Raw genomic sequence first — 12,817 nt, 5'->3', positions numbered from 1 at the left:
GGGCGCCGTCCGCCGAGGGCGAACAACGCCCCCGGGCCCGCGCCCGCCGGGCGTAGCGTCGGCGGGGTGACGATCACCGCACCCACCGATCTGCCGCGGACCGTCGGGGAACTGCGCGCCTCGGGCCACCGCCTGCGCAGCGTCCGGCAGGAACTCCGGGAGAATCTGCTGACCGCGTTGCGGGCCGAGCACAATCCCTGGCCCGGCATCGTCGGCTTCGACACCACCGTGCTGCCGCAACTCGAACGCGCCCTGCTGGCCGGTCACGACATCGTCCTGCTCGGCGAACGCGGCCAGGGCAAGACCCGGTTGCTGCGCACCCTGCCGCTGCTGCTGGACGAGTGGACACCCGTCATCGAGGGCTCCGACCTGGGTGAACACCCCTTTGAACCCATTGCGCCGATCTCTGTCAGACGGGCCAGCGACCTCGGCGACGACCTGCCGGTCGGCTGGCGGCACCGATCCCAGCGGTACACCGAGAAGCTGGCCACCCCGGACACGGCGGTCGCCGACCTGATCGGCGACGTCGACCCGGTCAAGGTCGCCGAGGGCCGGTCGCTGGGCGACCCGGAGACCATCCATTACGGCCTGGTGCCCCGCGCGCACCGCGGGATTGTGGCCATCAACGAGCTGCCCGACCTGGCCGAACGCATCCAGGTGTCGCTGCTGAACGTGATGGAGGAACGCGATATCCAGGTCCGCGGCTACACGCTGCGGCTGCCGCTGGACGTGCTGCTCGTCGCCTCGGCCAACCCGGAGGACTACACCAACCGCGGCCGGATCATCACCCCGCTCAAGGACCGGTTCGGCGCGGAGATCCGCACCCACTACCCGCTGGAGCTGGCCGACGAGGTGGCGGTGATCAAGCAGGAGGCGGACCTGGTCGCCGCCGTGCCGGAGCACCTGCTGGAGATCCTGGCCCGGTTCACCCGGCTGCTGCGCGAGTCGTCGGCGATCGACCAGGGATCCGGGGTGTCCGCCCGGTTCTCGGTGGCGGCCGCCGAGACGGTGGCCGGCGCGGCGCTGCGCCGGGCCGCCCTGGTCCGCGAAAACACTGCCACCGCACGGCCGGTCGACCTGCTGTCCGTGCCGTCGGTGCTGCGCGGCAAGCTCGAGTTCGCCGCCGGCGAGGAGGGCCGGGAGGACGAGATCCTCGACCACCTGCTGCGTCGGGCGACCGCAGACACCGCCCGCCGGGCGTTGCGCGGCGTGGATCTGGGCCCGCTGGCCGAAGCGGTGACCGCCGCCCCCGTCCGCACCGGCGACCTGGTGTCGGCCGCGACCGTCGTCGAGTCCCTGCCGTCCGGCCGCGGCCCGAATCGCATCGTCACCGAGGTGGCCAACCGCCTCGGCGTCGTCGGCACCGAGGATCCCGGCCCGATGGCGTCGGCCGCCGAACTCGCCCTGGAACTGCTGTTCCTCACCCGCAAGCTGGCCAAGAGCGCCGACGACGACACCGTCCAGTACGGCTGAGCCATGAGGCGTCGATACTCCTACGGCCCCTACGACGGTGGTCCCGACCCGCTCGCGCCACCGTTCGATCTCCGGGCCGCGATCGACCGGCTCGGCGAGGACGTGCTGGACGGCAGCTCCCCGCGTCAGGCCCTGCGCGAACTGATGCGCCGCGGCCTCGGTGACCGGCGCGGCCTGGACGAACTCAACCGGCAGCTGTGGCAGCGACGGCGAGACCTCCAGCGCAACAACCGGCTCGACGGGACCCTGCAGCAGGTGCGGGAACTGCTCGACCGGGCGTTGGCGGCCGAACGAGAGACGTTGGCGCGGCAGAACTCCGACGACGCCCGGTTCAACGAGTTGCAGCTCGACGCGTTGCCCAGCGACACCGGCGGCGCGGTGCGGGAACTGGAGAGCTACGACTGGCAGTCCCCGGACGGGCGCGCGGCCTACGAACAGATCCGGGACCTGCTCGGCCGGGAAATGCTCGATCAGCGGTTCGCCGGCATGAAGCAGGCCCTGGAGAACGCGACATCGCAGGACGTGCAGGCGATCCGGGAGATGCTGGACGACCTGAACGATCTGCTGCAGGAGCACGCCCGGCTGGCTGACACCACCGAGCAGTTCGCGCAGTTCATGGACAAGCACGGGCACTACTTCCCGGAGAATCCAAGCACCACCGACGAGCTCATCGATGTCCTGGCGGCGAGATCCGCCGCCGCGCAACGGATGATGAATTCGCTGTCGGCCGACCAGCGGGCCGAGCTGGCCGCACTGACCGAGCAGGCGTTCGGCGACCCGCGGCTGGCCCAGTCGCTCTCGCAGCTCGACGCCATGCTGCAGCAGCTGCGGCCGGGTCAGGACTGGGACGGCTCCGGCCGGTTCCGCGGGGACAACCCGATGGGCATGGGTGAGGCCACCCGGGCGTTGGAGGAGTTGGGCCGGCTGGAGTCGCTGGGCGAGCAGCTCGCCCAGGGTTACCCGGGCGCCAGCCTCGACGACATCGACCTGGATCTGCTGGCAGAGGTCCTCGGCGAGCAGGCCCGGGTCGACGCCCGCGCGCTCGCCGAACTGGAACGCGAGCTGCGCGACCAGGGCATCCTGCAGCGGGCCCCCGACGGGTCGCTGCTGCTGTCGCCCAAGGCGTTGCGCCGGTTGGGGCAGACCGCGCTGGCCGACGTCGCCGACCGGATCGGCGGCCGGACCGGCGAGCGGGAGACCCGCCGCTCCGGAGCCGCCGGGGACGCGTCCGGGGCGACCCGGCCGTGGGAGTTCGGCGACACCGAGCCGTGGTCGGTGCCGCGGACGCTGCTCAACGCCCAGCTGCGCCGGGCCGGCGGTGATCCCCGCGCCCTGGACGTGACCGACGTCGAGGTGATCGAGACCGAACGCCGGGTTCGCGCCGCGGTCGCGCTGTGCGTGGACACCTCCTGGTCGATGGTGCAGGAGGGACGGTGGGTGCCGATGAAGCGCACCGCGCTCGCCCTGCACCACCTGATCTCCACCCGCTTCCGCGGCGACGACCTGGCGTTGATTACCTTCGGCCGGCACGCGTCGACCGTCGACCTGGGTGAGCTGGTCGGGCTGGAGGGCGCGTACGTGCAGGGCACGAACCTGCACCATGCGTTGATCCTGGCCGGCCAGCACCTGCGCCGGCACCCGGACGCCACCCCGGTGGTGCTGGTCGTCACCGACGGCGAACCCACCGCCCACCTGGAACCCGATGGCTCGCCGACGTTCTCCTACCCGCCCGCACCGGAGACGGTGCACGCGACGATCGGCGAACTGGACCGGCTGACCGGGCTGCGGGCCGCCGTCACCTTCTTCATCCTCGGTGACGACCCCCGGCTCGCCATGTTCACCGACAAGCTCGCCCGCCGCTGCGGCGGACGCGTGGTCGCCCCCGACCTGGACGGGCTCGGCGCCTCGGTGGTCGCGGACTACCTGCGGCACCGCCGATGATGGCGCCGTGACCGTCACCGACCTCGACCGGCTCGCCGAACTGGAGGCGCTGCGGCGCCCGCTGACCGCCTACGCGTACCGGATGCTGGGCGCGTCCAGCGAGTCCGACGACGCCGCCCAGGAAACGATCCTGCGCGCGCATCGACACCTCGATCGGTTCGACCCGGGCCGGGGATCGTTGCGCACCTGGGTGTTCCGCATCGCCACCAACGTGTGCCTTGACCTGCTGCGCGGTGTCGCGCGGCGGGCGCTGGCCGTCGACCTGGGACCCGCGTCGGTCGACGGTTCGCTCGGTGCGCCGCTGCCCGCGGACCGCTTCGTCGAGCCGATGCCCGGCGCTCGCCTCCTGTCGGCCACCGATCCCGCCGACCTGGTCGTCGAGCGGGAGTCGGTGCGGCTCGCGTTCGTCGCCGCGCTGCAGCACCTGGCGCCGCGGCAGCGGGCCACCCTGATCCTCCGCGACGTCCTGCACTTCTCCGCCGCCGAAACCGCCGCGCTGCTGGACACGTCGGCCGCCGCGGTGAACAGCGCCCTGCAGCGCGCGCGGGAAACCCTCGATCGGCACCGCCCGTCCCCGACCGACCCGTTCGAGCCGGCCGACCCGGCCCAGCGGGAGCTGCTGGACCGGTACGTCGCCGCGTTCGAGGCGCACGACGTGGACGCGCTCACCGCCGTGCTGCGGGACGACGCGACCACCTCGATGCCGCCGTTCGCCTGGTGGATCCAGGGCGGTGCCCGGATCGCCGGGCTGGTGGCGGCCGGCGGCTGCGCGGGGGCGCGGCTGGTTCCGACGGACATCTGCGGGTCGCCCGGGTTCGGCCAGTACCGGCCCGACGACGACGGCGTCCTGCGTCCGTTCGCCCTGGTCCTGGTGCAGCCGCGGGCGGGCCGGATCGGCGACAGCGTGACGTTCCTGGGCAGCGGGTCACGGTTCGCCGAGTTCGAGCTCCCGGAATTCTTGCCGCCGGACCGATGAATTTCTCCGTCGGCGCTCGTACCCGGTGCGACAGCCCAACCGGAAGGATCTCACCATGCTCGACCTGACCGACCCGCTCGCCCGGGCGACCACCGCCGAACGCGAACGCCTCGTGGACCTGTTGACCGACGCCGGCCCCGAGCAATGGGCCGCCGATTCGCTCTGCGCCGGGTGGCGGGTGCGCGAGGTGGTCGCGCACATGACGATGCCCTACCGGCACACCGGCGAGACGGTGATGGCTGGGATCGCCGCGCACGGCGGAGATTTCAACAGCTTCGCGGACGAGCAGGCCCGGCAGGACACGGCCGCCCTGTCGGATGCGGAGCTGCTGGCCAGCCTGCGCGACAACGTCCGGCATCCGTGGCAGCCGCCGGCCGGCGGTCAGGCCGGGGCGCTGAGCCACGACGTCATCCACGGGCTGGACATCACCGAGCCGCTCGGCCTGCCGCGCCCACCGGCCGACCGGATCGGACTGGTGCTGGCCGGCGCCGGGCCTCGCCAACTGGCCTATTTCGGCGTCGACCTGAGCGGCCGCCGGCTCGTCGCGACCGACACCGACCTCGTCCTGGGCGATGGCCCTGTGGTCACCGAACTGCCGGCCGCGGACATCCTGCTGGCCGTCGCCGGGCGCACCGTCCTGGATCCACCGATCCGATGACCGGTGCGCAGACCGGTCGCGGCAGGTCCCCGTGTCCGCGAGCCGTCGCCGGGTGAGGGGATGTCGGGTTCCGATTGCCGGCGCCGCGGACCGCGCCTGCGCTCCGGCCCGGGACCACCAGGGGCTCGATCGGCCTCGAACGACGAGGTCGGCGACCGCGGCCCCTGCGGGCGGCCCGGCGGGACACGGCCCGGTGATGACGGCGACGCGAACGCCGAGCCCTCCCGGAGGAGCTGCTCGGCGTTTCGCTCGGCAGGTCGGGGTCGTCCTGATGATGCCCCCGACCGGCCGGCTCAGGCGGCCACGTCGCGCCCGTGCGCGATCAGCGCCCAGATGACGAACACGTCGAGGGCGATGATCACCAGGCTCCAGACCGGGTAGTACGGCAGCCACATGAAGTTCAGCACCGCGCTCAACGCGGCCATCGCAACACCGACCACCCGCGCCCACACCGCGCCGCGGAGGACGAAGAACCCGGCGACGGCGACGCCGGCGCCCACCACCAGGTGGATCCAGCCCCAGGTGGTGATGTCGAACGAGAAGATCCACTTCTCGCCGGCCACGTAGAACGTGTCATTGAACAGCGCGACAAGGCCCTGCAGCGCCTGGAACGCCCCGACCATGATCATCATGACCGCGGCGAACAACGTCAGCCCGACTGCGAACTCGTTCGGCGGAGAAGCCGAACCATGGGACCTCGTGACCTGGACATTGCTCATCACGGCACTCCCTTCCGAAGCCGTCTGTGCACTCAAGTAGAACCGTAAGCCGTTGGCGTGAAGCGGGTCAGAGTCCAACGACCCGAAATCCCGCGAGGGTCGCCCGGCTCCTGCGGTCCGGACGAACCCGGTCCCACGCCGGGCCGGGACGGCGCCCCCGGCATCACTCGAGGGAGTCCTTCTGCCCACCCCGGCGGGACCAATACAGCTGTTCCCGGCGCAGCCGGCGTCAGATCATGAATGGGCGGCTGAGAAGGTTCCGCTTCCCCGGCCGCCCATAGCCGTAGCTCCGATCGCGGCAGAGGAGTGAGTGACATGCGCACGTTGATCGCGGTGTGGCTCGCCAAGTGGCAGGCAGGCGTCGTCATCAGGTTGCTCGCCCTGGTCGAACGGCTGACCAGGCCGGCGGCGATCGCCGGACGGGGGATGCCGATCGGCGCCAGGATCAACCGGCCGGGACACCATCACACCGTCGAGGAGCACGCCGTTCCCGGTCTGTGGCTGATGACTCCGCGCCTGAGGGCCGGACTCTGGCTGGCCGGTGCGGTGGCCGCTCTCGCGCACGACATGCATCTCGTCGGTGGGCCCGGCCCCGAGGTGGAGATTCGCCAACTGGGGCGCATCGGCAGGCACTGATGGGCGATCGCTTGGATCCGACCCGGCGGACGGTCGAAGGGCTCACCGACCCGGCCGTCCGGCTGCTGCACCTGTCCCGAATCCGGGTCCGGCGCTGCGCGAAATGGCTGGAGTCCACACCCGCCGGCGTGCTGTGGTCACGCATGCTGGAGGTCGAGTTCGTGGACCGATCCGTGGCGCTGGCCGCGAAGCTATTCGTGTCGTTCTTCCCATTGCTGGTGATTACGGCCGCGCTGGCCCGGGACTCCGTCCGCGAAACGATGGTCACGGCGGTGATGGATCGCCTCGGCGTCAGCGGCGGAGCTCTTGACCTGGTCCAGCAGGCGTTCGCGACGCCCGAGGCCACCAGAGCGGCCACCGGCGCGGTCGGGGTGCTGCTGACCGTCGCATTCGCGGTGTCGTTCACGACGGCACTGCAACGGGCCTACCTGCGGGCCTGGCGGCGCCCGTCCGGTGGCGGCCTGCGGAACAAGGGTCGCGGTGCCCTGTGGGTCGGCGGGGCTCTGGTCTATCTCATGACTCTGGCGTTTGCCAGCAGCCTGATCGGCGGGGACATCGGCGCCGTCGGCACCTGGCTGGCCGGCGTCGCCGTCGGGACCCTGCTGTGGTGGTGGACCGCCTGGTTGATGCTGCGCGGCGAGGTTCGGTGGCGGCCCCTGCTTCCGTCCGCACTGTTCACCGCCACGGGAATCTCGCTCTACGCGGTCGTCGCCGACGTGTGGATGCCGCTGACGGTCACCGACAACTTCCGGCAGTTCGGCGCGTTCGGAGTGGCACTGTCGTTCGTCACGTTCTTCACCGGCATGGCGTTCGTCGTCGTGACCGGCGCGGTGCTCGGACCCGTGCTGGCCGAAGCAGACGACCCGCTCGGTCGATGGCTCCGCCACGGTGCCACCACCCCCTTGATGCCGATGGCCGCGCCGCCGCTCCCCGGCCCGCAACGGCCCATGCGCCTGTCGGACGCATTCGGTGGCGATTCGCCCGGCACCACCACGTCGCCGGGTCCGCACGCGGCAGACCCTGGATCGTCGCGCCCATCGTCCCGGCCGCCGCCCGGTGATCGCCCCCGTCAGCTCCTTCTTGACGTCGGATCCAGGGGCAGACAAGCTCGCCGAGCCCGCCCGACCCAACGTCATCCGCGGTGGCGGCGATCTCATCGCCCGCGAGCCACCGCACACCACCGCCGCCGGGCCCGGCGGCCCCGGCCGGGGTCGCCGGCGGCCGGGACACCACCGCCCGGGTCAGGGCATCGAACGGAGCATGGTCAGCACGGACAGCACCCGGCGGTCGTCGTCGGGCGAAGTGGTCAGGGCGAGCTTGAGGAAGATCGCCCGCACATGGGCCTCGACGGTCTTCTTCGACAGGAACAGCGCCTTGCCGATCGCGCCGTTCGAGCGGCCCTCGGCCATCAGGGTGAGCACGTCCCGTTCCCGGCCGGTCAGGCGGTCGAAGCCGCTGACCGCTCCGGACGCCCGGCGCAGCAGTCGGGAGACGATGGTCGGGTCGATCACGCATTCGCCGTCCACCAGCCGGCGTAGTGCGTCGGTGACGACGCCGACGTCGGAAACCCTTTCCTTCAGCAGGTACCCGGCCCGGGCCGGCACCTCGTGCAGCAGTCGGGCGGCGTACTCGGACTCCAGATAACTGGACAGCACCAAGATGGCCACTCCGGGGTGCCGTTCCCGGATCGTCCGGGCGGCGACCAGACCTTCGTCGGTGTGGCTGGGGGGCATCCGGATATCGACGATCACCGCGTCCGGCGGATCCGCCTCGACGGCTTGGAGCAACGCGCGAGCGTCACCGACATCGACCACGACGTCACAGCCGTCGTCGGCCAGCAGACGGGCCAGCCCCTGCCGGAGCAGCGCCGAGTCGTCGGCGATCATCACCCGCACGGCAACTCCGCATGGACCGAGATTCCGGGCGCGGATCGGTCTATCACCAGGGTGCCGCCGAGTGCGCCGGTCCGGTCCTCGACATCGGTGAGCGGTCCGGGATCACCGGTCGCGGCGATGTCCACCACGAGGTTGAGCTCACTGCGGTGGATGCCGACCTCGATCGCACCGGAGCTGGCCATCACCGAGACCAGCCGGTATACAACGGCTTCCGTGGCCACCGGGAACCGGTCGGCCGGGACGGCGCGCACCCGCACCGGGCCGGGGACGTCCTCGGCCAACGCCGCCAGCGCACCGCGGAGGCCGGCCTCGGCGAGGACCGCCGGATAGATGCCGGACGCGACGCGGCGGACGGCGGCGACCACCTCCCGCAGGTCCACCACGACCGATTCGATGAGCCCGGCGTCCGCCGCCGAGGCGGTTGCTCGGGCGAGCCGGAGCGCCAGCATCAACGCGACGAGTCGCTGCTGCGCGCCGTCGTGCAGGTCCCGTTCGAGGCGTCGCCGTTCGGCGTCACCGGATTCGATGATGCGTGCCTGCGACGCCGTGAGCTCGACGACCTGAGCCCGGGCCCGGGCGGCGAGCCGCTCGTTGTCCAGCGGCAGCCGAGCCGCGGACAGGACTTCGGCCACCAGCCGGTGATCCTCGTTCAGCCGCGGCCGGTGGCTCAGCACGGCTAGCGTGTCCCCGTCGACAGCCAGCGCGGTGGTGGCGCGGCCGGAACCTTCCGGCCGCGCCGGCGCGCCGGCGGCGTCCACCCATCGCCCGTCCGCCAGCGGGTAGGCCAGGCCAGGTCCGGCTCGTCGAGTTCGGCCGCCAGCACCGCACGCATGTCGACGGCCGCCGTGCTGCGGCCGAGGTCGAGCGCGTAGCGGGCCATCTTGGACCGCGCCCGACGGAGCCTCAACCCGTCCAGAACCACCCCCAGCGAGAGCAGCAGCAGCGAGATGGCCTGCACCGCAGTCAGGATCAGCGTGGAACGGTCGAGCGGGACGGCGGTCGGGCCGATCGAACGAGCCAGCATCCCTGATTCGGCGAGCAGCAGTGCCGCCGCGGAGCCGAGGATCACCCCCGACCGGCGACGTCCCGCCGGCGACGACTGCACGATTCGGGCGACGCAGATCGCGGCGAGCGCCAGCGTCACCTGGATCGCGGCCACCGCGCCAAGCCGGAACACCGCGGCCGACAGGATCGGGTCCGGGTGGACCATCAGCAGGTTCCTCGGGCACGCGGCGCAGGTGGCGGCCGCCGGGTCCATCAGCAGTGCCGAACCGACCCCGAGCACTCCCACCATCACGACATAGCCGGTGACGACAGCGATCCGGTCGCGCCGCCGCCGGCGCCGGGCACCTCGCCGGCTCGGTCCGCCCGCGCCCGCCGCCGCTCCTGTGCCTATGGTTCGCTCGTTAGCTCGCTCAGGCCGCGAACCCAGCCGGCCGCCCGGAAAGGTCAGCGCGGCCTGCGCCGCCACGACCGGGAAGGCGCCCCCGCCGACAAGCCCCAACGGTGAACGGGACGGCCGAGCCGACCCACGGATCGTTCCAGGCGGTGACGAACCACAGGCAGCCGGTCAGGGCCAGCAACAGACCGAACCTGGTGCCGTCGCGGCGCATCGCCGCGGCACTCCCGACGAGTACCGCGGCGGATCCGGCGCCCACGATCAGCAGGGCTCCGGTCGTGCCGTCGCGCGCGGCAACGGTCAAGGTGATCCCGGCGCAGACGATCCCGAGGACGAGCAGGCCGACCGCGGCCACCTTCACCCTGACCAGCCTGGCGTCGCCGGGCGGCTTCCACATCAGGGCACGCACCTAATTTCGCTCGGCCGATCGGCGGGCACATGCTGATCCGGTTCGGTCCATCGCTGCCTACCGTCCTGTTTGTCCGCAATGATGGCACCCGGAAGGAGCCAGGGCGATGCGACTGAATCGACGAGGATCACCGGTCCGGACAGTGCGGTGGCGGTCGGCGTGCTGCGCGGTCGCCGTTGTCGCCCTGGTGACGCCGCTCGTGGGGTGCGGCGCCACCGACCCGTCTGCCTCCGCCGCGGGCGCGAAGGCCGGCGGCAGGGTGCCGGGCGAGCCGGTGGTGCTGCGGATGCTGAACCCAGCGGGTGAATGGGAGTCGGAGGGGTTCGTCAGGCAGGTCCAGTCGCTCTCGGGCGGTTCGTTGCGCGTCGAGCCGGTCGACCATTGGCACGAGGACACCGAGGCAGCCGCGAGCCGGGAATCGGACTCCATCGATGAGGTGCGCGCCGGCACTGCGCCGCTCGGGCTGACCGCTGTTCGCGCATGGCACGACAAGGGTGTGCCGGCCTTCGACGCGCTCCTCGCCCCCATGCTGATCGACCGTGGCGCGGTCCAGACCGCAGTCCTGCACAGCGACATCGCGTCGGAGATGCTCGACGGCCTCGAGGGTTCTGGATTGACCGGAATCGGGATCCTGCCGGGCCCGTTCCAGCATCCAGTGGGTGTCACCCGCGACCTGCTCGATGTGTCCGACTACCGCGGAGCCTCGATTGCGATCCCGCCCGGCGCCGTTCTGGTGCGCTCGGTCGAGTCGCTCGGTGCGAACCAGACGGCTTCGTTGTTCAGTGGCGCATCGGTGGCCGGCTTCGATGGCTTCGAGCAGCAGTTGACCAGCGTTCAAGGGAACGGCTACGACGATCCAGCCCGATCGGTGACGGTCAACGTCAGCGTTCGCCCGCGACCGTTGGTGCTGTACGGCAATTCAGACGCGCTTGCCGCGCTGAGCGAGGAGAATCGAACCCTGCTGAAGCTGGCTGCTCAAGCGACGATCGACGCCAAGGCGGCGAACGACCTCACCTATGAAACAGAGGATCTGGGAGTCCTCTGCCGACGAGACCAGATTGCGCTGATCGATGCCAGCGCTGGGCAGCTCGACGATCTGCGGTCGGCGTACGAGCCCGTGTATCAATGGCTTCGCGAAGACCCAGCGACATCCGGTTTCCTCGACCGGATCCGGCAGATCGCGGACGACACTGCCATCGATCCCGACGATGCCGCACCCGGCTGCCCGGCGGCGTCGACGTCGGCCGTTTCCGCGGGCTCGGCCGCGTCGACGGACACCGGGCCGATCGACGGCACCTACCGCTCGGTCGTCACCGAGGAGCAGGCCGCGGCGGCCGGCGCGGGCGCGGGCGACTGGGGCGAGACCGTGCTGGTCATCGACCACGGACGCTTCGCTCACAACGGCCACAACGATCGGGACTGCACCTGGGCCTACGGGACGGTGACGCTCGACGGCGACACCATGACCTGGAACTACCAGGACGGAGGCGGGCACGGCGCGGCCAACCGGCCGGGCGAGGAACTCGCCTTCCGCTGGTCCCTGTACCGCGAAGGACTGTCCCCGACCAACGCCCCCGGTGCGATCTCACCCATCCCCGAAGGCGGTTCGTGGGACCTCACCCGGACCGGCGACCCCGACCCGGCCGCGCTCGACCCGCAATGCCCACCGCCGGCCGGGGCGTTCCCACACTGACGACGACCGGCCCCGCCTACCCGGGGAGGGTCGCCATCACGGTGGTGCCCTCCCCGGGCGCGCTGTCGATGGTCAACGTTTCCGCCGAGGGCCTCGACCCGGTCGGCCAAGCCGCGCAGGCTGGTGCCGGCCGACGGGTCGGCACCCCCCGACCCGTCGTCGCCGATCTCGGCAACCACCGCGTCCTGGTGCCGAACGGCGATACGAAGATGTTCGGCCGCAGCATGTTTGACGGCATTGGTCAGGGCCTCGGCGCAGACGAAATAGACGCAGGCCTCGATCGCGGCGGGCAGCCGGCCGACCCGCACGGTCACATTCACCGGCACCGGCGAGTCGGAGTGGTGGTCGGGTTCATCGGCCTGATCGGATACCAGGGCTGGGTCGCCGGTCGAGGCGTTGTGCGGCGCGGCCCGGGAGCGGCAGCAGCCGGTGAGCTGGCCGGCCGGCGACCGAGCGCGGCCACGACCCCGGCGGGACGGTTGGCCCTGCTCATCGCGGTCGGCATCGGATTGCACAACTTCGCCAAGGGGTTGGCGATCGGGCAGAGCGCGGCCGCCGGTGAGCTGTCCCTGGCGGTGCTGTTGATCATCGGTTTCGCCCTGCACAACGCGACCGAGGGCTTTGGCATCGTGGCCCCGTTCGCGGCGGAGTCCCCCCGCCCGGGCTGGGGGTTCCTCGCCCTGCTCGGGCTGATCGGCGGTGGTCCCACCCTCGTGGGCACCCTGCTCGGGCAGGTCGTGGTGAACGACGCACTGTCCGTGCTGTTCCTGACCCTGGCCGCCGGATCGATCCTGTTCGTGGTGCTGCAGCTGCTCCGAGTGGCGGACCGGGCCGGTCGGGCGGCGTTGGTCGGCTGGGGCGTGCTGACCGGCCTGTTCCTGGGAGTCGCGACCGATCTGGTCCTGGTCGCCGCCGGGGCGTAGATCCCGGGGTCGGTGAACCCGCCGGCCCGCACCGGGGCGAGGCGCCTGGGCACGATCCGCAGATCGATGCCGGTTCCGCTGTGGATGCTGCGGAG

At 71.7% G+C, this 12,817-nt stretch carries 12 protein-coding genes and 1 pseudogene; 8 read left to right on the top strand and 5 right to left on the bottom strand.

What is annotated here, in order from left to right; translation table 11 throughout:
• Positions 1-72: 72 nt before the first annotated feature.
• The 4 genes from ACILSK_RS15005 to ACILSK_RS14990 are packed head-to-tail and all read left to right on the top strand — an operon-like array spanning position 73 to position 5,048.
• Positions 73-1,473, top strand: a complete 1,401-nt coding sequence (locus ACILSK_RS15005; protein WP_395728074.1) for an ATP-binding protein — start codon at positions 73-75, stop codon at positions 1,471-1,473.
• 3 nt (positions 1,474-1,476) lie between these two features.
• The gene (locus tag ACILSK_RS15000) at positions 1,477-3,414 is read left to right on the top strand and encodes a hypothetical protein (RefSeq protein ID WP_395727973.1); all 1,938 of its coding nucleotides are present in this window, start codon (positions 1,477-1,479) and stop codon (positions 3,412-3,414) included.
• A gap of 7 nt (positions 3,415-3,421) precedes the next feature.
• Positions 3,422-4,390 (top strand): RNA polymerase subunit sigma-70, encoded by a 969-nt coding sequence (locus ACILSK_RS14995; RefSeq protein WP_395727972.1) that lies wholly within the window; start codon positions 3,422-3,424, stop codon positions 4,388-4,390.
• Between the two features lie 55 nt (positions 4,391-4,445).
• On the top strand, positions 4,446-5,048 hold the full coding sequence (locus tag ACILSK_RS14990) for a maleylpyruvate isomerase family mycothiol-dependent enzyme (protein WP_395727971.1): 603 nt from the start codon (positions 4,446-4,448) through the stop codon (positions 5,046-5,048).
• Between the two features lie 293 nt (positions 5,049-5,341).
• Here the strand turns inward: ACILSK_RS14990 and ACILSK_RS14985 are convergent, their stop codons facing one another.
• Positions 5,342-5,767: a hypothetical protein gene (locus ACILSK_RS14985; RefSeq protein ID WP_395727970.1), complete on the bottom strand. Its 426-nt coding sequence runs from the start codon at positions 5,765-5,767 to the stop codon at positions 5,342-5,344.
• 315 nt (positions 5,768-6,082) lie between these two features.
• Between ACILSK_RS14985 and ACILSK_RS14980 the strand changes: the two genes are divergently transcribed.
• Positions 6,083-6,403 carry a hypothetical protein gene (locus ACILSK_RS14980; protein ID WP_395727969.1) on the top strand — a complete coding sequence of 107 codons (321 nt, stop codon included), beginning with the start codon at positions 6,083-6,085 and terminating at the stop codon, positions 6,401-6,403.
• Positions 6,403-7,194: pseudogene (locus tag ACILSK_RS14975) on the top strand (YhjD/YihY/BrkB family envelope integrity protein); the annotation flags it as partial. The gene ACILSK_RS14980 and the pseudogene ACILSK_RS14975, both read left to right, overlap by 1 nt.
• 450 nt (positions 7,195-7,644) lie before the next feature.
• On the opposite strand, the gene ACILSK_RS14970 reads toward ACILSK_RS14975, so the two are convergent.
• The 4 genes from ACILSK_RS14970 to ACILSK_RS14955 all read right to left on the bottom strand — a co-directional run bounded on the left by ACILSK_RS14970 (position 7,645) and on the right by ACILSK_RS14955 (position 10,106).
• Entirely contained in the window at positions 7,645-8,289 is a 645-nt protein-coding gene (locus tag ACILSK_RS14970) for a response regulator (protein ID WP_395728073.1), read from the bottom strand.
• Positions 8,289-8,930 (bottom strand): histidine kinase, encoded by a 642-nt coding sequence (locus ACILSK_RS14965; RefSeq protein ID WP_395727968.1) that lies wholly within the window; start codon positions 8,928-8,930, stop codon positions 8,289-8,291. The genes ACILSK_RS14970 and ACILSK_RS14965 overlap by 1 nt, the downstream gene beginning before the upstream one ends.
• 44 nt (positions 8,931-8,974) lie before the next feature.
• Positions 8,975-9,592 (bottom strand): hypothetical protein, encoded by a 618-nt coding sequence (locus ACILSK_RS14960; protein ID WP_395727967.1) that lies wholly within the window; start codon positions 9,590-9,592, stop codon positions 8,975-8,977.
• A 121-nt stretch (positions 9,593-9,713) separates the two neighbouring features.
• Positions 9,714-10,106, bottom strand: coding sequence for a hypothetical protein (locus tag ACILSK_RS14955; RefSeq protein WP_395727966.1), 393 nt, complete (start codon positions 10,104-10,106; stop codon positions 9,714-9,716).
• Positions 10,107-10,293: 187 nt separating this feature from the next.
• Between ACILSK_RS14955 and ACILSK_RS14950 the strand changes: the two genes are divergently transcribed.
• Positions 10,294-11,799, top strand: a complete 1,506-nt coding sequence (locus tag ACILSK_RS14950) for a hypothetical protein (RefSeq protein WP_395727965.1) — start codon at positions 10,294-10,296, stop codon at positions 11,797-11,799.
• A gap of 41 nt (positions 11,800-11,840) precedes the next feature.
• A complete protein-coding gene (locus ACILSK_RS14945; RefSeq protein ID WP_395727964.1) occupies positions 11,841-12,722 on the top strand; it encodes a ZIP family metal transporter in 882 nt (293 codons plus the stop codon).
• Positions 12,723-12,817 lie beyond the last annotated feature (95 nt).

The organism is Nakamurella sp., from assembly GCF_044224575.1.
Lineage (GTDB): Bacteria > Actinomycetota > Actinomycetes > Mycobacteriales > Nakamurellaceae > Nakamurella.
The sequence above is the reverse complement of the archived record's forward strand: the minus strand, read 5'-3'. Positions and strand labels throughout refer to the sequence as shown.